20 protein-coding genes are annotated in these 23,536 nt (G+C 49.0%); 15 read left to right on the top strand and 5 right to left on the bottom strand.

Annotated elements, in window-relative coordinates; translation table 11 throughout:
• From NSS95_RS07765 to def, 10 genes are all read left to right on the top strand, one after another.
• Complete coding sequence (locus tag NSS95_RS07765) at positions 1 to 1,077, top strand: carbamoyl phosphate synthase small subunit (protein WP_014098234.1); 1,077 nt, start codon at positions 1 to 3, stop codon at positions 1,075 to 1,077.
• Entirely contained in the window at positions 1,064 to 4,267 is a 3,204-nt protein-coding gene (carB, locus tag NSS95_RS07760) for a carbamoyl-phosphate synthase (glutamine-hydrolyzing) large subunit (RefSeq protein WP_340713851.1), read from the top strand. Before NSS95_RS07765 ends, carB begins: the two co-directional genes overlap by 14 nt.
• Positions 4,268 to 4,284: 17 nt before the next feature.
• Positions 4,285 to 5,238 carry an ornithine carbamoyltransferase gene (gene argF / locus NSS95_RS07755; RefSeq protein ID WP_014098236.1) on the top strand — a complete coding sequence of 318 codons (954 nt, stop codon included), beginning with the start codon at positions 4,285 to 4,287 and terminating at the stop codon, positions 5,236 to 5,238.
• Positions 5,239 to 5,306: 68 nt separating this feature from the next.
• Entirely contained in the window at positions 5,307 to 6,521 is a 1,215-nt protein-coding gene (locus NSS95_RS07750) for an argininosuccinate synthase (protein WP_014098237.1), read from the top strand.
• 186 nt (positions 6,522 to 6,707) lie between these two features.
• The gene (argH, locus tag NSS95_RS07745) at positions 6,708 to 8,090 is read left to right on the top strand and encodes an argininosuccinate lyase (protein WP_026683381.1); all 1,383 of its coding nucleotides are present in this window, start codon (positions 6,708 to 6,710) and stop codon (positions 8,088 to 8,090) included.
• A gap of 238 nt (positions 8,091 to 8,328) precedes the next feature.
• Positions 8,329 to 9,513, top strand: coding sequence for an LL-diaminopimelate aminotransferase (locus NSS95_RS07740; protein ID WP_061577604.1), 1,185 nt, complete (start codon positions 8,329 to 8,331; stop codon positions 9,511 to 9,513).
• Between the two features lie 206 nt (positions 9,514 to 9,719).
• The gene (locus tag NSS95_RS07735; RefSeq protein WP_026104508.1) at positions 9,720 to 9,947 is read left to right on the top strand and encodes a FeoA family protein; all 228 of its coding nucleotides are present in this window, start codon (positions 9,720 to 9,722) and stop codon (positions 9,945 to 9,947) included.
• A complete protein-coding gene (gene feoB, locus NSS95_RS07730; protein ID WP_014098241.1) occupies positions 9,947 to 11,941 on the top strand; it encodes a ferrous iron transport protein B in 1,995 nt (664 codons plus the stop codon). The genes NSS95_RS07735 and feoB overlap by 1 nt, the downstream gene beginning before the upstream one ends.
• A 17-nt stretch (positions 11,942 to 11,958) precedes the next feature.
• The gene (locus NSS95_RS07725; RefSeq protein ID WP_014098242.1) at positions 11,959 to 12,138 is read left to right on the top strand and encodes a FeoB-associated Cys-rich membrane protein; all 180 of its coding nucleotides are present in this window, start codon (positions 11,959 to 11,961) and stop codon (positions 12,136 to 12,138) included.
• 217 nt (positions 12,139 to 12,355) lie between these two features.
• A complete protein-coding gene (gene def, locus NSS95_RS07720) occupies positions 12,356 to 12,937 on the top strand; it encodes a peptide deformylase (RefSeq protein ID WP_014098243.1) in 582 nt (193 codons plus the stop codon).
• Positions 12,938 to 12,981: 44 nt separating this feature from the next.
• Here the strand turns inward: def and NSS95_RS07715 are convergent, their stop codons facing one another.
• Positions 12,982 to 13,302: a MerR family transcriptional regulator gene (locus NSS95_RS07715; RefSeq protein WP_014098244.1), complete on the bottom strand. Its 321-nt coding sequence runs from the start codon at positions 13,300 to 13,302 to the stop codon at positions 12,982 to 12,984.
• A gap of 365 nt (positions 13,303 to 13,667) precedes the next feature.
• On the opposite strand from NSS95_RS07715, the gene NSS95_RS07710 reads away from it, so the two are divergent.
• The 3 genes from NSS95_RS07710 (at position 13,668) to NSS95_RS07700 (ending at position 16,551) form a co-directional block, all read left to right on the top strand.
• Positions 13,668 to 14,363, top strand: coding sequence for a C39 family peptidase (locus NSS95_RS07710; RefSeq protein WP_046720879.1), 696 nt, complete (start codon positions 13,668 to 13,670; stop codon positions 14,361 to 14,363).
• 261 nt (positions 14,364 to 14,624) lie between these two features.
• Positions 14,625 to 15,311, top strand: coding sequence for a ribose-5-phosphate isomerase RpiA (gene rpiA, locus NSS95_RS07705; RefSeq protein ID WP_014098246.1), 687 nt, complete (start codon positions 14,625 to 14,627; stop codon positions 15,309 to 15,311).
• A 52-nt stretch (positions 15,312 to 15,363) separates the two neighbouring features.
• Entirely contained in the window at positions 15,364 to 16,551 is a 1,188-nt protein-coding gene (locus tag NSS95_RS07700) for a DHH family phosphoesterase (RefSeq protein WP_168986022.1), read from the top strand.
• A 151-nt stretch (positions 16,552 to 16,702) separates the two neighbouring features.
• Here the strand turns inward: NSS95_RS07700 and NSS95_RS07695 are convergent, their stop codons facing one another.
• Positions 16,703 to 17,884 carry an NAD(P)/FAD-dependent oxidoreductase gene (locus NSS95_RS07695; RefSeq protein WP_035189951.1) on the bottom strand — a complete coding sequence of 394 codons (1,182 nt, stop codon included), beginning with the start codon at positions 17,882 to 17,884 and terminating at the stop codon, positions 16,703 to 16,705.
• A 34-nt stretch (positions 17,885 to 17,918) separates the two neighbouring features.
• Positions 17,919 to 18,368: a DUF1641 domain-containing protein gene (locus tag NSS95_RS07690; RefSeq protein ID WP_035184804.1), complete on the bottom strand. Its 450-nt coding sequence runs from the start codon at positions 18,366 to 18,368 to the stop codon at positions 17,919 to 17,921.
• A 576-nt stretch (positions 18,369 to 18,944) separates the two neighbouring features.
• Between NSS95_RS07690 and proB the strand changes: the two genes are divergently transcribed.
• Together proB and NSS95_RS07680 are read left to right on the top strand one after the other, a co-directional pair.
• On the top strand, positions 18,945 to 20,039 hold the full coding sequence (proB, locus tag NSS95_RS07685) for a glutamate 5-kinase (protein ID WP_014098250.1): 1,095 nt from the start codon (positions 18,945 to 18,947) through the stop codon (positions 20,037 to 20,039).
• Positions 20,040 to 21,287 (top strand): glutamate-5-semialdehyde dehydrogenase, encoded by a 1,248-nt coding sequence (locus NSS95_RS07680; RefSeq protein ID WP_046720828.1) that lies wholly within the window; start codon positions 20,040 to 20,042, stop codon positions 21,285 to 21,287.
• A 64-nt stretch (positions 21,288 to 21,351) separates the two neighbouring features.
• Here the strand turns inward: NSS95_RS07680 and NSS95_RS07675 are convergent, their stop codons facing one another.
• Together NSS95_RS07675 and NSS95_RS07670 are read right to left on the bottom strand one after the other, a co-directional pair.
• Entirely contained in the window at positions 21,352 to 22,416 is a 1,065-nt protein-coding gene (locus tag NSS95_RS07675) for a permease (protein ID WP_340713850.1), read from the bottom strand.
• A gap of 205 nt (positions 22,417 to 22,621) precedes the next feature.
• The gene (locus NSS95_RS07670; RefSeq protein WP_013859407.1) at positions 22,622 to 23,341 is read right to left on the bottom strand and encodes a metallophosphoesterase family protein; all 720 of its coding nucleotides are present in this window, start codon (positions 23,339 to 23,341) and stop codon (positions 22,622 to 22,624) included.
• Between the last annotated feature and the right edge of the window lie 195 nt (positions 23,342 to 23,536).

Here is a 23,536-nt window from a genome sequence, read left to right as displayed (position 1 = left end):
GTGACAAGCGGATATCTTATTCTTGAAACGGGAGAAATTTTTGAAGGCTTTTTTGCGGGAAACCCCGCTGAAACAACGGGAGAAGTGGTATTTAACACCGGCATGACGGGGTACCAGGAAATGCTCACCGACCCGTCGTACACCGGGCAGATTCTGGTGTTTTGTTACCCTTTAATCGGCAATTACGGCGTAAACGGCGATGATCACGAAAGCAAAAGCATCTCGGCGCGCGCGGTTGTGACCGGTGAAATATGCGCAAGCCCGAGTTTTTATAAAGTGGAAAAGACGGCCCTATCCTTTTTGGAAAAGTCGGGTGTCCCTTGCCTTGCAGGAGTGGACACGCGCGCGCTTGTAAAAACGATCAGAAAACGCGGCACTGTGCGCGGCCTTGTTTCAACGTCCCGCGATCAAAAAGTGCCATGCGGCGGCGATGAATTTTTCGTAGCCGAAGTGGCCATAAAACAACCGGAAACGTATGGAGATGGCCCTTTGCACATTGCTTTGATGGATTTCGGCTACAAAAAATCCATTTTGCAATACTTGCTTGACCGCAACTGCAAAGTGACCGTCGTGCCCTTTGATTTTACGGCAAAACAAATGGCGGAACTTGCACCTGACGGCATTGTCATTTCAAACGGCCCTGGGGATCCTGCTAAACTAGCCGAGTGGCTGCCGGAAATCAAAAAAGTAAGCGCCGCTTATCCGGTGCTTGGCATTTGCCTCGGCCACCAGCTATTGGCACTCGCTTACGGGGCAAAGACGAAAAAGCTGCCGTTCGGCCACAGGGGCGGCAACCATCCGGTTAAAGATTTAAAGACTGGAAAAGTGTTGATGACAGCCCAAAACCATGGCTATGTTGTCGATGAAGCATCACTTGCCGGATCGGAACTCGAGCTTTCCTTTAAGAATGTGAATGACGGCACGGTTGAAGGCTGCATCCATCCGGACTTGCCGGTCTATTCCGTCCAGTTCCACCCGGAAGCACATCCGGGGCCGCGTGATTCCGAATACATTTTTGACCACTTTTTACAACGAGTACAACAAAGAGCGGGAGTTTTGTCTTATGCCATTCAATAAATCGATCAAAAAAGTGCTTGTGATCGGCTCCGGCCCGATTGTTATCGGCCAGGCCGCCGAATTTGATTATGCGGGTACGCAGAGCTGCCTTGCCTTGAAAGAAGAAGGAATTGAAGTCGTGCTTGTCAACAGCAATCCGGCAACGATCATGACTGATGAAGAAATGGCCGACCGGATTTATTTTGACCCGCTGACGGTGGAGTCGATAGAACAGATTTTACAAAAAGAGCGTCCGGACGGCATTATCGGGACATTGGGCGGGCAAACCGGCCTGAATCTCACCGTCCAGCTCTATGAAGCGGGGATTCTCGATAAGTATGGGGTACAATTGCTCGGGACACCGGTGGATTCGATCCAGAAGGGGGAAGACCGCGAAAAGTTCCGCCAGTTGATGCTTGATATCGGGGAACCGATCCCGCCGTCAAAAATTGTGGAAAATATGGAAGACGGGCTGGCATTTGCGAAAAAAATCGGCTACCCCGTCATTATCCGCCCCGCTTATACGCTTGGCGGCTCCGGCGGGGGATTTGCAGCCAATGATGAAGAACTTCGGGAAGTGCTCCAGCGCGGCCTTGACCTGAGCCCGATCCACCAGGTGCTGCTTGAAAAAAGCATCAAAGGCTGGAAAGAAATTGAATACGAAGTCGTGCGCGATGCAAACGACACGTGCATCATTGTCTGCAATATGGAAAATATCGATCCGGTCGGAGTGCATACGGGCGACTCGATTGTGGTCGCGCCATCGCAGACTTTATCGGATGTGCAGTACCAGCTGCTCCGGGACGCTTCTTTAAAAGTGATTCGCGCGCTCGGGGTGATCGGCGGGTGCAACATCCAATTTGCGCTCGATCCCCACTCCGACCAGTACAATATTATTGAAGTCAATCCGCGCGTCAGCCGGTCATCCGCCTTGGCTTCGAAAGCAACCGGTTACCCGATCGCCCGCATTGCCACGAAATGCGCAATCGGCTATCATCTGGATGAAATTTTAAACCCGGTAACCGGCAACACGTTTGCTTCCTTCGAACCGGCCCTTGATTATGTTGTCGTGAAAATTCCGCGCTTTCCGTTCGACAAATTTACGGAAGCGGACCGGAAACTTGGCACGCAAATGAAGGCGACCGGCGAAGCAATGGCGATCGACCGCACATTTGAAGGAGCGCTTAACAAAGGAATCCGTTCGCTTGAACTCGGGCTTTCAGGTCTGTTCTATCCGGCGCTTGCTGAAAAACAGCCGGATGTTTTGGTCCCACTTTTAACGGAAGCGACCGATATCCGCCTGTTTGCGGTGGCGGAAGCGATGCGTAAAGGCATGGCGCTGGATGACATTGAAAAATACACGGAAATCGACCGCTGGTTTCTTGAAAAAATAAAAAATATCGTGGATATGGAAGAAACATGCAAGCAATATACGATCGATACGATGCCGGCTGCTTTGCTGCGCGCAGCCAAAAAAATGAACATCAGTGATGAGTGTCTTTCGGCATTATGCGGATGCAGCGAAAAAGCGGTGCGCGAAAAAAGAAAACAGCTCGGGCTTATGCCGGTTTATAAACTTGTGGACACCTGTGCCGCCGAGTTTGAGGCGCAAACGCCGTACTACTATTCCACCTGGGGCGGCCGGGATGAAGTGGAAGTATCAAACCGCCCGAAAGTGCTGATCATCGGTTCCGGACCGATCCGCATTGGGCAGGGAATTGAATTTGATTACTGCTCGGTCCATGCCGTTATGGCGCTCAAACAACTTGGCTATGAAACGATTGTTGTAAACAACAATCCGGAAACGGTCAGCACCGATTTTTCAATGGCGGATAAATTGTATTTTGACCCGCTGCGCCCGGAAGATTTGCTGCATATTATTGAAAAAGAGCAGGTGGCAGGCGTCTTCACGCAATTCGGCGGCCAGACCGCGATCAATGTCGCATCGAGCCTTGAAGCTGAAGGCGTGAAACTGTTTGGAACGAACGTGGAACAAATCGACCAGCTTGAGGATCGCAACCTTTTTTACAAGCTGCTGGATGAGCTTGGCATTCCGCATATTAAAGGGCATACCGCCTATGATGCAGAAGAACTGAAACGGGGGGCAAAAGACCTGTCGTTTCCGGTGCTTGTCCGCCCGTCCTATGTTATTGGCGGACAGTCAATGTTCATTTTTTACCACGAAGACGAACTCAACGCTTATGCGGATGCGTTGAAGTACGCAAGCGAAAAAAGCTGGCCGCTTATGATTGACCAGTATTTGCCGGGTACGGAATGCGAACTCGACTGCATTTGTGACGGGGAGAAGGTGCTCATCCCGGGCATTTTTGAACATATTGAAAAAGCGGGCGTCCACTCCGGCGACAGCATGGCCGTTTATCCGCCCCAGCATTTAAGCCCGTCTGTGCAGGAAACGCTTATCCGGTATGCCGAAAAAATCTGTTTAAAGGGCAAAATCAAAGGCATTGCCAATATCCAGTTTTTAATTTATGAAGGGACCGTTTATGTGCTGGAAGTGAATCCGCGTGCTTCAAGAACCGTCCCAATTTTAAGCAAAGTCACCGGCATTCCGATGATTGATCTCGCCATTGCCATACAACTCGGAAAACCGCTTGCAGAAAAAGGGCTTCCTGCACCGCCGGAACTTGTCGCCGTGAAGGCACCGGTATTTTCCTATATAAAACTGAAAGATGTCGACCCTGTTTTAGGGCCTGAAATGAAATCAACAGGCGAAGTGCTCGGCCTTGCCCGGACATTCGGGGAAGCACTCGAAAAAACGCTTCTGTCCGTCCAAGATCCGGTGTTTGAGCCGCCGCTTGAAGAACAATTTGTATTTTGCTCGGTGACGGACCGCGAAAAAGCAGCCGCGCTCCCGGTATTGAAAACATTGGCGGACAGAGGCTACCGGATTGCCGCAACGGAACATACGGCCCGGTTCCTGGCGAAAAACGGCGTGGCGGCGGAAACAGTAGGCCTTGAGGATGCCTCCGCCTTTTTCGAACAGCAACCCGTGACCGCTGCGGTGGTCATCCCGACAAAAGGGCGGGACCAAAGAAGGGGCGGCAGCAAGCTGCGTGAAGCAGCGATGCGTTTCCATATTCCGCTGTTTACCTGTCTGGATACATTGGAAGCCATTACCCGCTATGCCACAGGGACAACGCCAAAAGTGGCCCCGCTTCACGATTTTAACCGTATAAAAGCAGAAGTTTAGCAGAAAGGAAGATACAGATGGCGACATTGGCCCGTACGAAAAAGAAAGATTTTTTAACAATCGGCGCGCTGCAGGAAGAGGAGCTGAACGATCTGCTCCAGGAAGCGGCCGCTTTAAAAAAAGCGCATAAAGAAGGGAAGGAGACCCCGTACTTAAAAGGGAAAGTGCTCGGTATGATTTTTGAAAAATCATCCACGCGCACCCGGGTTTCATTTGAAGCCGGCATGCTCCAGCTCGGCGGCCACGCTCTTTTCCTCAGTTCAAGGGATATTCAGCTCGGGCGCGGTGAGACGATCCATGACACGGCAAAAGTGTTGTCGCGTTATGTCGACTGCCTGATGATCCGCACATTCGCGCACGAAACCATCGAATCTTTTGCGCGCCACGCAGATGTCCCTGTGATCAACGGGCTGACCGATCTGCACCATCCGACCCAGGTTTTGGCCGATTTGCTGACCATTCAGGAATATAAAGGACAACTGGCCGGGCTCAAAATCTGCTACCTCGGGGACGGCAATAACAATATGTGCCACTCATTGCTCGAGGGGGCGGCAAAGGCGGGTATGCATATGTCCGTCGCTGCCCCGGAAGGCTATTTGCCGAATGCCGGCATTCTTGCCGGGGCTCAAAAAGAAGCGGCCAAAAAAGGGGTCTGTATTGAAATGGGCCAAAACCCGGAAGAAATGATCCGGAATGCCGATGTGGTCATCACCGATGTGTGGGCGAGCATGGGGCAGGAAGACGAAACGAAGAAACGGCTCGAAGATTTACAAGATTATCAGGTAAATGAATCATTATGCAAACTGGCAAAAAAAGATTTTCTTTTCCTCCATTGCCTGCCCGCCCACCGCGGCGAAGAAGTCACGGAGGCGGTCATTGACGGCCCGCATTCCGCGGTTTTTGACGAGGCGGAGAACCGGCTCCATGCCCATAAAGCCATTTTAAAAAAACTACTGGAAAATGTTGAATGAATCCGATATAATGGGTGTATAAAAATTCAACTTCAATATTAATTATACAAAGAGGCAGGGAGAGAGAAATGGCAAAGGAAAAAATTGTATTGGCCTACTCAGGCGGTTTGGATACATCCGTATCGATTAAATGGATTCAGGAAAAATACGGCTATGATGTTATTGCGCTTGGCATTGACGTCGGCGAAGGCAAAGATTTAAATGCAATCCGCCAGAAAGCGCTGAATGTCGGTGCAATCAAAGCTGTGATCATAGACGGGAAAGAAATGCTTGCAAAAGATTATATATTGCCGGCATTAAAGGCAAATGCGCTCTATGAAGGAAAATATCCGCTGTCTTCTGCGATCAGCCGCCCGCTTATTTCAAAGCTTTTGGTAGATGTCGCGGAACAGGAAGGCGCCGTTGCCGTGGCGCACGGCTGTACCGGAAAAGGGAACGACCAGGTCCGTTTTGAAGTGTCCGTTCAGGCGCTGAACCCGAACCTGAAAGTCGTTGCGCCTGTCCGTGAATGGGGCATGACCCGCGATGAAGAAATTGCATATGCGGAGAAAAACAATATTCCGATTCCGGTAGACTTAGATAATCCGTTTTCGATTGATGCCAATATATGGGGAAGAGCGTGCGAAGCCGGCGTCCTTGAAAATCCTTGGAACGAAGCGCCGGAAGCAGCATTCGACTGGACTGCGCCGATCGAAATGACGCCGGATGAGCCAGAATATATTGAAATTACGTTTGAAAAAGGCGTCCCGGTTGCCTTAAACGGCAAAGCGATGGGCCTCGTCCAAATGATCGAAGAGCTGAACCTGACAGCCGGCAAACATGGCATCGGCAGAATCGACCATATTGAAAACCGCCTTGTCGGGATCAAATCGCGCGAAGTATACGAAAACCCTGCTGCAGTCGTGCTGATCAATGCCCATAAAGAACTGGAATTTTTAACGCTGCCACGTGAAGTGACACAATTTAAAACAACGGTGGAACAGCAGTTGACCAAAATCATTTATGAAGGGCTCTGGTATTCGCCGTTAAAGGCCGCGCTCGATGCGTTTGTCGAGGAAACACAGAAAACGGTCACCGGCACGGTCCGCGTGAAACTGTTTAAAGGCACCCACACGGTAGTGGCAAGAAAATCCCCATACAGCCTGTATAATGAAGAACTGGCGACCTATTTGAAAGGCGATTCGTTTGACCATAATGCTGCAGTCGGCTTCATCAAACTGTGGGGGCTGCCGACAAAAGTATTTGCCGAAATCCAGGAAAACGGGAAAGTGTTAAATCAATAAGCCATTTGGCCGTTGTTTCTGATGTTAAATCATAAGCACGGCAAATTTCAAGGTTGGAACCGGCCCGTTCAGGTATTTTTCACCTGTTTACCGGGCCGGGAGAAAACGGTAAAATATCCGGAAGGCTGTGGCGGTTTGCCGTGCAGCCTTCATTTTTTAATTCTATTGCAGCAGGAGGAAATGACATTGTCAAAGCTTTGGGGCGGACGTTTTACAAAGGAAACGAATCAGCTTGTTGAAACCTATACAGCTTCGATCGGATATGACCAAAGGCTTGCTTTTGAAGATATTGAAGGGAGCCTTGCCCATGTCCAAATGCTTGGCGAATGCGGCATTTTGCCTGAGAACGATGTGGAACAGATCAAAGCAGGGCTTCGGAAAATTGCCGAAAAAATTAAAAACGGGGAAGCAGCATTTACAGTTGAGAATGAAGATATCCATATGAATATCGAAAAAATGCTGATGGATGAAATCGGCCCTGCCGGCGGGAAGCTGCATACAGGGCGGAGCCGGAATGACCAGGTTGCGACCGATATGCACCTGTATGTCCGGAAAACGACAAAAGAAATGATCCGCCTGATTGCGCTCGTCCAGGAAGCCATCGTGACGAAAGCAAAAGAAAACAAAGAAACGATGATGCCCGGTTACACCCATCTGCAACGGGCGCAGCCGGTGTTGTTTGCCCACCATCTTCTCGCTTATTTTTGGATGCTGGAACGTGATAAAGAGAGATTTTCAGACAGCTTAAAGCGGACGGACTGGCTGCCGCTCGGTGCCGGGGCGCTTGCCGGGACGACTTTTCCGATTGACAGGGAACGGACGCGCGAACTGCTCGGATTTTCCCGCATTTATCCGAACAGCCTGGATGCTGTCAGCGACCGCGACTTTGTGCTTGAATTTTTGGCAAATGCCGCTATATTGATGACGCATATTTCCCGTTTGTCGGAAGAACTGGTGCTGTGGTCGAGCCAGGAATTCCAGTTTATCGAGCTGGATGATTCTTTTTGCACGGGGTCAAGCATTATGCCACAAAAGAAAAATCCCGATGTCCCCGAACTTTTGCGCGGGAAAACGGGAAGGGTGTTCGGGAACCTCATCGGGCTGTTGACCGTCCTGAAAGGGTTGCCGCTTGCCTATAATAAAGACATGCAGGAAGATAAAGAAGGCATTTTTGATACGGCTGATACGCTTCAAGGGGCGCTTAAGCTGCTTGCGCCGATGATTGAAACGATGAAAGTGAACCGGGAGAAGATGTTCCGGGCTGTCTCGAACGATTACGCGAATGCAACCGATATTGCCGATTATTTGGCAAAAAAAGGGCTGCCGTTCCGTGAGGCGCATGCGGTGATCGGGCAGATTGTCCTTTATGGCATTCAGCACGGCAAGTATTTGCTTGACCTGACACTGGATGAATACCAGTCGTTCAGCCCGCTTTTTGAGGCCGATATTTTTGAAGTGCTGAAACCGGTTCATGTTGTAAAAATGCGGAACAGCGCCGGGGGAACAGGACATGCACAAGTGGCGGCACAGCTTCAGATGGCGGAAAAACAACTCCGCAAACCGGATTGAACAAGCGGATGCAAACGTGGCTACGGAATCAAAAGCATAAGAAACGGGCTTCTTACGCAATCGTCAGGCTTTTAATCAGGCCGGATCCTTCGCTTCCAACTATAACTGTATGATAACAGCTCCCAGGATGCCGGAAAGTGTGGTACAATAAATCATTATAAACCTTTTAATCTTATGCTAATGCATCCTGGAACAGGCACACAAAGCCCTAGGACCGGGAAATTGGGAGGAAAAGCTTTTGGTTGACACTGCAAGACGCATGAACCAGTTACCGACGTTGATATTCAATGAGCTTTTGGCGTACAAAAAGAAAAAAATAGAAGAAGGCAACCGGATGATTGACTTAAGCATCGGGAGTCCGGATCAGGCACCGCCTGCTTTTGTAATGGAAGAAATGGCCCGAAATGCAGCTGACCCACGCCAATACGGGTATACAATTTCCGGGATCGGAGCTTTCTACGAGGCGGCGGCCCGGTATTACGAACAGTTCGGAGTGAAACTGGATCCTGAACACGAAATCATTCAGCTTGCGGGTTCCCAGGATGGCATTATCCATCTTCCACTCGTCTTTTGTAACCCCGGCGATATCATTCTCGTTCCGGATCCCGGTTATACAGCCTATGAATCAGGGGTAAAACTGGCGGAAGCCGTACCTTATCCGATGCCACTTCTGGAAGAGAACGGATTTATGCCGGATTTGTCAAAAATCCCGGAAGAGATCGCAAAAAAAGCGAAAATGATGATGCTGAATTTTCCGGGCAACCCAATCCCGGTGCTTGCTGAGAAAAAGTTTTTTGAAGAAGCCGTCCGGTTTGCAAAACAATATGATCTCGTCGTCGTCCACGATTTTGCCTATTGTGAACTCGTCTTTAACGGGAAAAAGCCGATCAGTTTCCTGTCTGTTGACGGGGCAAAAGATGTGGGGGTTGAATTTAATTCCTTATCGAAAAGCTTTAACCTGGCGGGGGCACGGATCGGTTTTCTGGCAGGGAACCGGGAAGTGATCCGGCTGTTTGCCCAAATGAAATCGCATATGGATTACGGCATTTTTGAACCGGTCCAAAGGGCGGCTGCCGCTGCTTTGGCAAACGGCAAGGAATTCGCGCGCCACAATGCTGCACTGTATGAGAAAAGAAGGGATTTGTTTGTTTCCGGATTATCGCGGATCGGCTGGGAAATCCGCCCGTCTGATGCTACGATGTTTTTGTGGGCCAAAATCCCGGAAGGCAAAAAGTCCCTCGCTTTTACATATGAACTGATGGACAAAGCCGGCGTTGTGGTTACGCCTGGCAACGCCTTTGGTCCCCACGGCGAAGGATATGTCAGAATCGCGCTTGTACAGGATGAAGAAAGGCTTATGGAAGCTGTCCGCCGCATTGAAAAAAGCGGCGTGCATTTGCCGCAAAAAGCGGGACTCCTTTAAGGGGCCCGCTTTTTGCATGTTGTGGCGGACAAGCCGGCTGTCAATGCATATTTATGTGAATAATTTCACATAAATATGTGAAAGTTTCCCTTGTTTCCTGAAAATAAGATAGACGCTCACAATGAAATGCGGTATGATAGGAATATAGAATGATAATCATTATCAATGAACAGACGCTATTTCTCTATCTCTGGGAGGGGCATACCATGGTCTTGACCGAACTGAAACCCGGAAGCAAAGGGATTATTACAGATTTATCAAGCATTGATCAAAGTATTCAAAGGCGCCTTCTTGATTTGGGTGTGCTTGAAGGCCGGGAAGTTTGTTATAAATGCGGATTGCCTTTCGGCGGGCCTTGCATGCTTGAAGTCAGCGGGCAGTGCATCGGCATCCGCAAAAAAGAAGCAATGCGGATCCAAGTGGAGTGTTTATAATGCAGGTCGCTTTATTTGGAAACCCCAATACGGGAAAAACATCACTCTTTAATGAGCTTACCGGATCATATGAATATGTTGGAAACTGGACAGGTGTCACCGTTGAAAAAAAGGTGGGCCAGCTGAAGGAAAATGCCGGGGTGCTGATTGATTTGCCCGGTATTTATGCCTTGAACCCGCTTTCTAAAGATGAAGCGGTGGCATCGAGATTCTTAATTGAGGAAGACTTCACATCCGTTTTGAATATCGTCGACGCTTCCCAGCTTGCACGGAACCTGCATTTGACCATCCAATTGATGGAGTACGGAAAGCCGGTTTTGATCGGGCTGAATATGATAGATGTTGCAAAATCGCGCGGCATGAAAGTGAACGATCGTTCACTTGCAGAAGCCCTCGGCATTCCAGTCGTGCCGATTATTGCAAGGACAGGAAAAGGATGCAAGGCCATATCGGAGCAGATGCAAGAAAAGGCGGTTGTGCCCGATTTCCGTATTGATTACGGCGATGAATTGGAGCATGCGGCGACCTATCTCATGGACCGGCTGCCGGATTTCCGGTCATTGAACAAACGATGGCTGGCGCTCCAGTTTTTGGAAGGCAATGAAGTGATTCGCCAAATTCCGGCGTTTATGAATGTAAAGCCGGAACTCGAAGATTTTTGCGCGGGTGTGGAGCGCAGGCTCCGTGCCGCCAACCCGCATACTTCCATTAAGCAGGAAATGTTTAAAAAGCGGCAGCAATTTATTGACAGGCTAATGGAAACCGCTGTTGAAAAAACGGCGGCAGAAAAGAAAACGCTGACGGAGAAAATAGATGCCGTCGTCACGAATAAATACCTTGGCGTGCCGATCTTTCTTGTGATGATGTATTTGGTATTTTGCATTACATTCAACTGGCTCGGCACCCCTTTATCGGATTGGCTTGACAAGTTTTTTTCAGGCCCGCTGACCGCCTGGATTGAAGCAGGGTTGAAAGAAGCGGGGGCAACACCGTTTATCCGTGATCTTGTGTTAAACGGGATTGTGGCCGGAGTTGGCGGCGTTCTCGTTTTTGTGCCGCAAATTTTTGTTTTGTTTTTCTTTATCTCGGTGATTGAAGATTCCGGATATATGGCACGGGTAGCGATGGTCATGGACAGGGTGATGGAATCAGTCGGCTTGAACGGAAAAGCGTTTATTCCGCTTATTATCGGCTTCGGCTGCAATGTGCCCGGCGTCATGGCAGCAAGGACGATTGAACAGCCGAAAGAGCGGCTGTTAACGACGCTTTTGACCCCATTGATGTCCTGTTCTGCGCGGCTTTCGGTCTACAGTTTGTTTGTCGCGGCTTTTTTCCGCCACCATCAGGCACTCATTGTCCTGTCGCTGTATGTGCTCGGCATTGTCGTTGCGCTTTTGCTTGCCAAAGTATTTTCAATGGTGGTAAAAACGGAAGGTTCTGTTTTTGTCATTGAACTGCCGCCGTACCGCGTGCCGAATGCGCGGAGTTTGTACAGAAGCACATGGGATAAAGGGAAAGGTTTCGTCCGGAAAGCAGGGACTTTGATTTTCGGTGGCACGGTAGCCATTTGGCTCATTTCGAATGCGGGGCCGGGCGGATTCAATGTGCCTGTCGATAAAAGTTTTATGGCGATCCTATGCGGATGGATTGCGCCTGTCTTCAAGCCGCTCGGTTTTGGAACATGGCAGGCCGCGGCTGCCCTTCTGACCGGTTTTATGGCAAAAGAAGTGGTCGTTTCGACGATGAACGTCCTCTATTTTGTTCCAGACGGCGCATCTCTGGCAGGTGTGATTTCCCATGCTTTTACACCGCTTTCGGCCTATAGTTTCATGGTATTCATTCTTTTATACATTCCATGCCTTTCGACCGTGGCCATTATCCATAAAGAAACCGGTTCGGGGAAAGTGACGCTTTTTTCGATCGCTTATGCACTTGTGATTGCTTACTTGATCGCTTTTCTGATTTACAATATTGGGCGGTTCATCGCTTTTTAAAACGGGGGAATGTTCCGATGTTATTTAGTATTTTGCTCGGTGTTGTGATTTTTGCTTATGCGGCATTTACGCTGATCCGTTTTATCAAAAAAAGCAGGGAAGGGCAGTGCGCTTCCTGTGCATTGAAAAACCACTGCAATACAGCAAGCTGTTGTGCGCCGGACGCTCCATCTCGGGCCAAAACGGCAAAAAGCTGAAAATACCGGGCCGCCCTTTAAAAGGTGTGCCCGGTTTATGATAGGCAGGGGGTTCGCATTGGCGGAAACCGTGTCCGGCGTTCCGTCTGTTTAGATTTTTTTGCTGCGGTATGGTAAGATTAACAATGTCCAAACAGGTATAATGGCAGCCGGTTCCGGGGCCGTCCCGTGCCGGGTAAATAGAATTTCAGGAAAAAGGCAGATGAGGGTTCAATCTATGAGCAAATATAATGATGATTATATGATTACAATGGATGATATCGTCAGGGAAGGCGATCCGATTTTAAGAAAAGTGCTGGATGAAGTGAACATGCCGCCAACTGAAGAAGACAAAGCGGAACTGCGCTGCATGCTCCAGTTTTTAAAAAACAGCCAGGATCCGGAGATTGCCGGCAAATGCAATTTGCGTGCAGGCGTTGGATTGTCCGCAAATCAGATCGGCCTTAATAAAAGGATGTTTGCCGTTTATATTGCGGATGAAGACGGTGAAAAGGCGTACACGGTTTTTAATCCAAAACTGGTCAGCCATTCGATATCGATGATCTACCTTCCGCAAGGGGAAGGCTGCCTGTCGGTTGACCGGAAAGTGGATGGTTTTGTGCCGCGTTATGAACGGATTAAAGTAAAGGCATACGATTTGGACGGGAATGAAGTGCTCATTAAATTAAAGGGCTATCCCGCGATTGTTTTTCAGCATGAGATGGACCACTTGAACGGGATTATGTTCTATGACCATATTAACAAGGACAATCCGTTCGCCCTTCCTGCAAACACGGATATCCGGAGCGTGTATGAATAAACAGCTTGCGCAAACGGCAGCCTGCCCGGCTGCCGTTTGATGCATTATTCTCTTGTGCGGAAATAAGCATTCAGCTGGCCGCGGATGACTTGTTCGCGCATCGTGCGTTCATTGTATTTTTTCTCTTTCATATATTCTTTGCGGATTTCCGCAGTCTGGATGCCTTCTTCACGTTTATTGGCGATGTCCATCAGGCGTTCAACATCGGTAAATGAATATTTCCGGATCCCTCTGTTTGTCCGTTCCGGGAAAATCAATTTCCTTTCTTCATAGTAGCGGATTCTTCTTTCACTTAAGCCGGTTAATTCACATACCGTTCCGATCGAGATGACTTTCTTTTCCAAGTATGATTCATTCGTTGCCACCGGTGCATCCTCCCTTTGTAAGGTGTTTTTATTAATATATACCAAAAAAGCCGTTTAGACCATCTTTGTGTAAGAAAACCTGACAAAAATATACGTATTTTTCATCGGCACGTGAGATTACATAACAGCAGTCCTTTGATGTTCATTTTGGATTGCTCTTACGCGGAGTTGAGTTCTTTCCAATTTATCCATATAATAATTCAAGACTGGTTTCTCTGCAGGAATGGCGGCTTCCCGTGGCCGGCTTAAAAGCGGGACAGACAGTTTCCCGTGCGCTTCCCCGGCCGGCAGGGGTTAAAGTGCATACAGGAAAGAACGGAAAGACGGTGAATGCTTTCGCCATAACCGAAAGGGGAGTAGCACAGATGAAATCATCCAGGCTCATTTTTGCAGCAATCGTATTGATCGTCATGTTGCTCGCCTTAAATGAGTATCTGACCCATAAAGAATCGGCCCAAAAATCCGCGCAAAATAACGCTGCTGCCAAAAAACTGCTCGATGTGCCGATTATCAGGCAAATGGATGCGCCCCGCCTTTATAACGGCTGTGAAGTGACAAGCCTCGCGATGCTGCTTGTCGATAACGGTTTTCATGTGACCAAGAATCAATTGGCGGAAGAAATCAAGTATGTGCCGTTTACCTATAAAAACGGGCAGCACGGCAATCCGAACGCAGGTTTTGTCGGGAACATGGAGGATGGTCCCGGGTATGGCGTGTACCACGGCCCTGTTTTTGAACTGGCCAAAAAATATGCCGGCAAAAGAGCGGCGGATTTAACGGGACAGCCTTTTTCAAAAATCCTGGAAAATGTTGAGGAAGGGCATGCTGTCTGGGTGATTACGACAGCCCGGTTTCAGCCGGTTTCTGATTTCAAAACATGGGACACGCCCCGGGGAAGCATTAACATCACATACAGCGAGCACAGTGTAGTCATCACGGGGTATGATGCAGGCCATATTTATGTGAATGACCCGTATGGAACAAAAAATAAGCAGCTTGGCCGTGAAGCATTTGAGAAAGCGTGGAAGCAGATGGGCAGCCAAGCTATTGTAATCCGGTGAACAAAAAGCCTGACGGAAAACGAGCTTCAAAGTTGTTGGATTGCCCGAAAAAGCGCAAAAAGCGGCCGCCCGTGAATGTATGCTTGTATAAGGCCCGGCATGTCCGGTTATATTATCCAAAAATGGCCCGTGTGTGTGCGTGTTGCGTTTAAACCTTGAAAGGCAGAGCGATTTTTTTATTTTCATTTCATGGCTGTTTGCGCTTTCCTTTATAATTCTTTAAGACTGTTATAAAATCAAAGTAAAGGCAGGTGCAGAGGTATGGACGGGAAAAAGATGGCCGGGGAGAAAGCAGCGGAACTCGTAGAAGATGGAATGATTGTCGGGCTTGGGACCGGCTCAACTGTTTATTACACGATAAAAAAATTAGGGGAACGGGTGCAAAGCGGCCTGCACATCACCGGTGTGCCCACCTCGCGTGCGACAGAAAAACTTGCGCGCGAATGCGGCATTCCGATAGCAGACTTGAACGACACGGCACAAATGGATGTGACCATTGACGGGGCCGATGAAGTGGACCCTTCCTTAAATGGCATTAAAGGCGGCGGCGGGGCGTTGTTGTTTGAAAAGCTGGTGGCAAAGGCATCAAAAAGAAATATCTGGGTGGTGGATTCCCGGAAAATGGTTCAACAACTTGGCGCTTTTCCGCTGCCGGTGGAAGTGGTCCCGTTCGGATACAAGCATTTGATGAAAACGTTTGAGCGGGAAGGATTAAACCCTGTCCTCCGGATGAAAGAAGGCCGGCCGTATGTAACAGACGGCGGCCACTATATCGTGGATATAAAGCTCAAATCGCCTGATATCGGCGCGTTTGGAGCCTGGCTTGATGGTTACACAGGTGTTGTTGAACACGGGCTTTTTCTCGGCATTTGCGATCTTGTTGTCATCGGGGACGGCAGCAAGGTATATACCAAGAACCGGGCGGAGGCAAAGAATATTATTTTGTGAAAAACATCCGTATGGGAGACCATACAGAAATTTTAATTTCGGAGGAAGATTGATGTATCGTTTATTAACCCATAATGACCTGGACGGGCTTGGCTGTGGGATTCTTGCCAGGCTTGCATTCGGAAAAGACATTGAAATCCAGTATAATTCCGTGTCCGGTTTAAATCCCCAGGTTGAAGCTTTTTTGAAAAAAGAACATAAAGAAGACATGTTATGGATTACCGATTTATCGGTCAACGAAAAAAATGCGGAGCTCCTTGATGCCTATGCCGCACAGGGCGGAAAAGTGAAACTGATTGACCACCATAAAAGCGCGCTTCACTTAAATGAGCATGAATGGGCTTCTGTCCAGGTGGAGGAAGACGGCAAACAGGCAAGCGCCACTTCTTTGTTTTATCGGTATCTGCAAGCGGAAGGAAAAATCAACCCGACAGGTGCTGTTGACGCGTTTGTCGAACTTGTCCGGCAAATGGATACATGGGAATGGGAACGCAACGGGAATATGCAGGCCAAAAAATTAAATGATCTTTTCTATCTGTATCCGATCGAAGAGTTTGAAGAGATTTTGCTACATAAACTTAGCGGCAGTGAAACGTTTTCATTTGATGATTTGGAAGAAAAGATCCTCGATCTGGAAGAGAAAAAAATCGAAAGATATATAAATGGAAAAAAGCGGGAAGTCTACCAGGCTGTGATTGACGGTTATTATGCAGGCGTTATTCATGCCGAGTCGCATCATTCCGAATTGGGGAATGCCGTTGCAAAAGAATACCCGCATCTCGATTATATCGCCATTTGCATGGTCGGAAAGAAACGGATCAGTTTCAGGACGATTCATGACCATATTGACGTATCGGAAATTGCCAAAAAATACGACGGGGGCGGGCACAAAAAAGCATCGGGGGCCGTGCTGACGGAAGAGGCGTTCCGGCAGTTTGTCGTCGAAACGTTTAAAACAGAACCGCTGAAACGCGATTTTGCCCATAACCAGTCCAATATCAAAGGGCAGGAAGCGGGATGTTTATACCAAAACCGCAGCGGGGAACCAATCTTTATTTATAAAGACCCTCAAAAAGGCTGGGCGATCGAAGCAAGAGGCTTAAAGCAGTCTCCTTCTTTTTCTGCCTTTGAAGAAGCGGAAAAATTTGTAAAGCGCCAGTTCCAAGCATGGCTTACCCACGATGAGGCGTATTTGGAATATATGGACAAAAAGAAAAAAAGAAGCGAAAGTGGTTTGTAAAGCTGCCCGGTGATGCCGGGCTTTTTTTCGTGCAGGTATAGAGCCGGTTGCGGCCAATTTGCACGAAAAAAAGCGCGGCCTGCAACTTAGGTTTTGCCGGGGAAAAAGGGGCTTAAAAAAGGCGCATCCGCGTTTGGATGCGCCTTTTTCCTTAATATACAAGTGAGAATAACCCGTTAATATGGGCCAGGTAACGAATATTGCTTGCTTCTTTCATAGCGGAAGCAGGGAAGCCTTTTAATTGCGTTTGGTTTTCCCCGATAAATGCAATGGCATCTTTTCTGCCGAGGCTTGCAAGCGTACCGGAGTTGACCGGCTGGAACGTCTGCATTTTTCCGCCTTTTAAATAAGCATAAAGATTATAGCCGATCAATTCGCCCATTTGCCATGACATTTGTGCTGTTGGCGGATAAGGGCGTGCGCCTTCTGACGGGAAGACAACCGCGCTGTCGCCTGCAACAAACACATCCGGGTGGGAAGTGGATTGCAAAAAGGCGTTTACCGTTGCACGCCCGCGGTTTACTTCAATCCCGGAATTTGCAACGACACGGTTTCCTTGCACGCCGCCCGTCCAGACAAGCGTTTTTGTTTCGATTTTCTGGCCGTCTTTTAATTCCACGACATTATCCTGGAATTTCGTAACAGGGATGCCTGTCAAAAATTGCACACCACGCGCTTCCAGGCTCTTCGTTGCCCGCTCAATTAGATTTGGCGCGAAGTTCGGCAAAATGGAAGGCGCCGCTTCGACACAAATAAGCGAGATTTCAGAAGGGTCGATCGCAAATTTTTTCGACCATGCCGGCACCTTGTCCGCCAGCTCGCCAACCAGTTCAATCCCGGTCAGGCCGCCACCGCCGACAACAAATGTGGCATCCGCTTTGTTTTTCGTTTTGACATACTGCGCAAGGCAGGACTCGATATGGGCATGAATGCGTTTCGCATCGTCCACTGATTTTAACAGAAAGCTGTTTTCTTCAAGGCCCGGAATGCCGAAGAAAGCTGTTTCGCTGCCGAGTGCGACAACGAGCACATCGTAATTCAGCTTAAAGCCGCTTCCGAGCGATACTTCTTTCGAATCAGGCGAGATTTTTGTGACTTCATCCACCTGAACGTCGACATCTTTACCTTTAAACAGTTTTCTGAGCGGAAGCGACACCCGTTTTTCAGAAACGCCGCCCGCCGCCAGACGGTGCAATTCCGTAATAATTTGATGGTCCGGCACACGGTTTACGACCGTGATCGCTGCATCGTCTTTTGACAAATATTCACGCGCTGATAACGCAGATAACAGGCCGCCATAACCGGCCCCTAAAATGACAATTTTTTTACTCATATGGATCCCCCGTTTTCATTAGTTCTCATTCACCTTACTGCTGTTTGCTGCGTTCTTCCGCGACTGCAAGATAAGACTGCAGGAAACGGAACAGCTTCTGGGCTTGCGGATCTTTCAGCAACCTCAACAGGCCGAACAATCCGATTGTGTCTGTGGACGTCTCGGCACGGTCTTTTGCTTCAATCGCAGTTTGGGCAAGCCCCTTTGCTTTTTCGGCAACGGGATCCAGAAAGCCTAGAAATCCGCCTTTAAAATCATTGACCAGCACTTTATCTGTCATAATGGATTGCGCAAAATCATAGGCTTTGTTTAACATGGTGACCAGTTCGGCCATTTTCGGCAGGCTTTCAACCAACACCGTCAAAGATTGCTGGATTTCCGGATCCAATAATTGATCCAGCAAATCTTTCTGTACGACTGCCGTTTCCGGGGTTACTTCCGGTTTTTCTTCAGGATTGCCTTTTTGAGCTGAAGTTTCTGCCATCTTCTATTTCTCCTTTTCTGATGGAATTCCCACACATATGTAGATGCAAAAAAATATACGGGTTCCCTGATTCCCCCCTCCTAATTGTGAATTTCCTCCCATAATTACGTACCAAGATTCACAAAGAAAGGTGATGAAACCTCATACATGACTAGTATATCAAATTTTCACCGTATAGAAAGTAATTTGCTTTCCATTTTCGGGGGAAATCCGCATGTAAGCTTATTTTCTGTCCCGGCTGCCTGGGTTATGCATAGCAAAATATTTTGCTTGCATTTCTGCGACTGCTGTTGTAAGATAATTAAAAATACTGAACGTGAACGAAGGAATAGTAGGCGGATCACCCTTGCATAAGAGAGCGGCACCCACAGGCTGAAAGGTGCAGCAGCAGGCGGCCTGCCGAACCTGCCTTCCGAGTCCCGGAAAACCGGGCGCAAAGTTTTGCGTTATCAAAAAAGAGCGGGGCGCAAATGTCGCCCAAAAAAGGTGGTACCGCGAAAAGCAAGGCCTTTTCGTCCTTTTTACAGGGACGGAAAGGCCTTTTTGTTTCACCTTTTTTAGAAGGAGAGAAAAGCCATGGAGAAAAACAGAGTCGTCGTAAAAATCGGAAGCAGTTCTTTAACAAATGACGCCGGTGAAATCGATGAACAGAAGTTTGCCGATCATATCGGCGCCCTTGTCGCATTGCACAAAGCCGGGCATGAGGTGGTCGTCGTTTCATCCGGCGCCGTCGCGTGCGGGTTCCGGCTGCTCGGTTACCCGGCGCGGCCCGTCACGTTAAAAGGGAAGCAGGCTGCTGCTGCTATCGGCCAGAGTGTGCTCATCCAGCGTTACAGGGAAGCGCTCGGTGCTTACGGCTTAATACCGGCGCAAATTTTGTTGACCCGGAAAGATTTTTCCACAAAAGACCGGTACCATAACGCTTATTCAACGATAACAGAGCTTTTGCGCCGCGGCGTCATCCCAGTTATCAATGAGAATGATTCCGTGTCGGTCTCAGAACTGACTTTCGGCGATAATGATATGCTGTCAGCGCTTGTCAGCGGGCTTGTCCACGCCGGATGCCTCATCATTTTAACGGATGTAAATGGGCTGTACAGCACGAATCCAAAATACGACCGTTGTGCGCAGCGCATTGATTTTATCGATCATATTACGCCCGAGATGATGAAAATGGCTGGAGGCGCCGGGTCGAAAGCGGGAACAGGCGGCATGTTGTCAAAGTTAAAAGCCGCAAATACAGCTGTCTCCCTCGGCGTCCGGGTGTTTATTGGAAAAGGAAAAGGGTGCGATAAACTCGTCAGGATACTCGAAGGAAAAGGGGACGGCACGTATATCGGAGCCACCCGCCCAGCTGTAAAGAGCCGGAAACAATGGATCGCGCTGTTTTCGGAAAGTGCCGGAAAAATATACATTGACCGCGGCGCGGAACAGGCTTTGCTGCAAAAAGGGAGCAGCCTGCTTCCGGCAGGCATTCAAAAAATTTCCGGCACATTCCAAAAAGGCGATGTCGTGGACGTCTACGGCGCAAAAGGGCTGCTTGGAAAAGGGGAAGTGCTTTATGATGCAGAAGAGCTGTTGCGCGTGCTTATGAGGCCTAGCGGGCGGGCAGCAGAAGAAGTCATTCACCGCGATCATTGGGTGCCTTTAAACAGAAAGGGGCTGGGTTAAATGTCTGAAGCCGCAGAAAAGGGAAAAAAAGCGAAGAATATTAGCATGGTGCTCGCCAAAAAAACAACGGAAGAAAAAAACAAAGCGCTTTTGGCGATTGCCCGTGTTTTGCTTGAGGACCGGGAAACGATCATTTCCGAAAACAAAAAAGACCTCAGCCGGGGGAGTCGGGCAGGCCTTCCGGAAAATATACTCGACAGGATGATGCTGAACGAGAAGCGGATCCATGATATGTCAGAAGCGGTCCGGCTGCTTGTGAAATTAAGAGATCCGGTCGGGGAAACGGTCGAGGAAATCAAGAAAGAAAACGGATTGCTCATCCTCAAAAAGAAAGTGCCGGTCGGTGTCATCGGCATGATTTACGAAGCGCGCCCGAATGTTACGGCCGATGCTGCCACGCTTGCGATCAAAACGGGCAATGCGGTCATTTTAAGGGGAAGCTCGTCTTCCATCTGCTCAAATCAGGCGCTCGTCACTTCCATTCACCGCGCATTGGCGGAGACAGGCTTTCCTGAAGATGCCGTCCAGCTCATCGAAGATACAGGCAGGGAGGCGGCAACAGAAATGTTCCACCTTCGTGATTATCTTGATGTCTTAATCCCGAGAGGCGGGAAAAAGCTGATTGATACTGTTGTCCGCGAAGCTTCTGTACCGGTGATTGAAACCGGGGCGGGCAATTGCCATTTATATATTGACGAAACAGCACAGCCGGAAATGGCCGTGCGGATCGCAGTCAATGCAAAAACACAGCGCCCATCCGTCTGCAATGCTATCGAAACGCTTTTAATCCATGCGCATTGGCTCGCCCAGCACGGTGAAAAGCTGCTTAGCGCACTGGCCGAAAAAGGGGTGGAAATTTACGGAGACGAGCCGGTGCGAAAAATTTTTCCGGCTGCAAAAGAGGCGGCGGAAGAGGACTGGTATTGCGAATATCTCGCGCTTAAAATCAGCGTCAAAACGGTGGAAGATACAGATGAAGCGATCCGGCACATCAACCGTTACGGCACAAAACATTCAGAGGCGATTGTAACAGAAGACGGGGCCCGGGCGGAACATTTCATGTTCATGGTGGATGCCGCCTGTGTGTACCATAATGCGTCCACCCGCTTTACAGACGGTTTTGAGTTCGGATACGGGGCGGAAATCGGCATCAGCACCCAGAAACTGCATGCCCGTGGTCCAATGGGGCTGGATGCTTTAACGTCCACAAAATATTGGATTTACGGGAGCGGGCAAACCAGGGAATGAATACAAAACGGCGCAGCTATTTGAGCCGCGCCGTTTTGTTCATATGTTCCGGGCAATCGTTTGGTTAAAAAAACATTCCGCATAATCCTGCCACAATCCCGATCACAACACAGGAGGCGGCAACAAACAGAAGGGTTTGTTTTGAAAACGACCGGCCAACCATGATCAAGGAAGGAAGGCTGATTGCCGGAAGCGTCACAAGCAGTGCGCTGGCCGGGCCTGTCCCGAGCCCGAAAGCCATCATCGTCTGGACAATCGGAATTTCAGCCGCTGTCGGAATAACGAACAGCATGCCGGCAAGAGCAAGCAGGATCACCGCCGTAATGCTGTTTCCGGCATGCTGGCCGAATGCCGGAAACAACCAGAAACGGGCCACGCTCAACACAACAACCGAAAGCAAATAAGCCGGAACAAGATAAAGGATCATATTTCCGGCGGCCTTTCCCCATCTTAAGAAAAAGGACCCGTTGTTTTCTCCGGCATCCGGCTCGAACTGGCGGATATCCACCGGTTGTTCGTTTTTTACGATCTTGCCCGCCAGCCAGCTGACCCCGAACGTCATGATGATTCCTGCCACGATGCGGAGAAGGGTAAACTTCCATGATAATACAAAAGCCATGAAAATCAGCGTTGCCGGGTTCAGCATCGGGTTGCCAATCCAAAAGGCGAGTGCCGCAGGTGTGGACACTTGTTTTTTGCGCAGCCCGACTGCAATCGGTGCAGCGCAGCATGTGCACATCATGCCGGGAATGGCGCTCGCTCCGGCAATGACCGTACTTCCAAATGACGTTTTGCCGAGCACTTTAAGCAGCCATGCAGAAGGCAGGAGCACTTGCACGAGCGAACCGAGCAAAATGCCGAGCACGGCCGCTTTCCAAACAGCCTGAAAATACGCGATCACATATTGGAAGGTGCCATCCCATGAAAATGATGCCGATTTGCCCGGATCCCCGAGAATCGATGTCCCGATGGAATGCGTATGGGCGGCAAGCAAAGACTTCTCATAGTACGGCCACCATTTTACATAAAAAAGGCCGAACGCGGCAATGACGAGAAACAAAACGGCAAGCCATGCCGCCTTTTTCTCGGATTGCTGTTCAGGTTTTGCCGTATGATTCACAACAGCCAAAGCAACAACATCTCCATTTCTATGACAGTAAAATTTATACCAATTGTTAATGATAACATAATAAGGTGAAAAAATAAATGGCGGGTGATGCCAATGGCTGTCTCTTTTTTGGCATGGGGCTGCTGCACTTTTTCATGCTTACTCGAGAAAAATTTCACAAAAACTTCTGCCGCAAAAAACCCCCGGTTAAAACCGGGGGGCGGGGTTAATCATTTTTTGCCCGGGTTAAAATGTCGATCAGCTTGTCTTTATTCGGATAATCGGAAGCTTCAAATAACCCGATCGTCTTTTGCACATCGTAGGAAACACGGACATTGGAAACCTGGTAATCGTGATCGCCAATTTCCACCATCGCATAAGAGGCTTTGGCGATCCCGTCAAACGGCAGACCGACACTGCCGAGATTGACAAACGTTTTGCCATCAAACGTGCGGATAAACGGCAGGTGGATGTGCGCATATAAATAAATATCCGCGTCTTCCTGCATTAACTTCTCTTTCAACTTGCTGTTTTCACTATCCGGCGGCACATTTTCAAACAAACTGTACGGGGTGGCGTGAAATCCGTGAATTTTAATGCCACCGTATTCGTATTTTACCTCTTCGGGAAGCTGGTGCAGCGACTCCACTGCATTTTGTTCCATCCGGGAAACCGTCCAGTCCCGCTCCCGGTTCATCATTTCATAAGCCTTTTCCGGCACTTCATTCATGCCGACGCCCCTGTACACCCATTCATCGGCATTCCCTTTAATCACTTCCGTATTTAAAGCCATCACCATCTCATATGCCCGTTGCGGTTCCGGGCCGCGAAAGCAAAGATCGCCGAGGACAAAAATTTTATCGGCCCGCTTTTGTTCAATATCTTCCAGCACGGCTTCGAGCGCATGCGCATTGCCGTGAATATCGGATATAAATGCCAGTTTCAACGCGATCACCTCAAAAATTTGTTTCCTTTATTATACCATAATGGGTTGCGGGTTTATCCCGGCTTGCCTGATTTCACCACCGGGACCCGTTTTCAGCGTCCTCATTAGGCGGACGGAGCGGAAGAAAATGCATTTTGCTGCGAAGTGGTCTATAATGGTACAAGGATCAGACATGCTTTAAGAAAGGTCAGGTTG

Origin of the sequence: Weizmannia sp. FSL K6-3076, assembly GCF_038007245.1 — a bacterium.
Taxonomy (GTDB): domain Bacteria; phylum Bacillota; class Bacilli; order Bacillales; family Bacillaceae_C; genus Weizmannia; species Weizmannia faecalis.
The sequence above is the reverse complement of the archived record's forward strand: the minus strand, read 5'-3'. Positions and strand labels throughout refer to the sequence as shown.

Excerpts from the sequence above, each read along its gene's own strand:
- carB (WP_340713851.1), top strand. The coding sequence starts at position 1,064 with ATGCCATTCAATAAATCGATCAAAAAAGTGCTTGTGATCGGCTCCGGC.
- argF (WP_014098236.1), top strand. The coding sequence starts at position 4,285 with ATGGCGACATTGGCCCGTACGAAAAAGAAAGATTTTTTAACAATCGGC.
- NSS95_RS07750 (WP_014098237.1), top strand. The coding sequence starts at position 5,307 with ATGGCAAAGGAAAAAATTGTATTGGCCTACTCAGGCGGTTTGGATACA.
- NSS95_RS07735 (WP_026104508.1), top strand. The coding sequence starts at position 9,720 with ATGGTCTTGACCGAACTGAAACCCGGAAGCAAAGGGATTATTACAGAT.
- feoB (WP_014098241.1), top strand. The coding sequence starts at position 9,947 with ATGCAGGTCGCTTTATTTGGAAACCCCAATACGGGAAAAACATCACTC.
- NSS95_RS07725 (WP_014098242.1), top strand. The coding sequence starts at position 11,959 with ATGTTATTTAGTATTTTGCTCGGTGTTGTGATTTTTGCTTATGCGGCA.
- def (WP_014098243.1), top strand. The coding sequence starts at position 12,356 with ATGAGCAAATATAATGATGATTATATGATTACAATGGATGATATCGTC.
- NSS95_RS07710 (WP_046720879.1), top strand. The coding sequence starts at position 13,668 with ATGAAATCATCCAGGCTCATTTTTGCAGCAATCGTATTGATCGTCATG.
- rpiA (WP_014098246.1), top strand. The coding sequence starts at position 14,625 with ATGGACGGGAAAAAGATGGCCGGGGAGAAAGCAGCGGAACTCGTAGAA.
- NSS95_RS07700 (WP_168986022.1), top strand. The coding sequence starts at position 15,364 with ATGTATCGTTTATTAACCCATAATGACCTGGACGGGCTTGGCTGTGGG.
- NSS95_RS07695 (WP_035189951.1), bottom strand. The coding sequence starts at position 17,884 with ATGAGTAAAAAAATTGTCATTTTAGGGGCCGGTTATGGCGGCCTGTTA.
- NSS95_RS07690 (WP_035184804.1), bottom strand. The coding sequence starts at position 18,368 with ATGGCAGAAACTTCAGCTCAAAAAGGCAATCCTGAAGAAAAACCGGAA.
- proB (WP_014098250.1), top strand. The coding sequence starts at position 18,945 with ATGGAGAAAAACAGAGTCGTCGTAAAAATCGGAAGCAGTTCTTTAACA.
- NSS95_RS07680 (WP_046720828.1), top strand. The coding sequence starts at position 20,040 with ATGTCTGAAGCCGCAGAAAAGGGAAAAAAAGCGAAGAATATTAGCATG.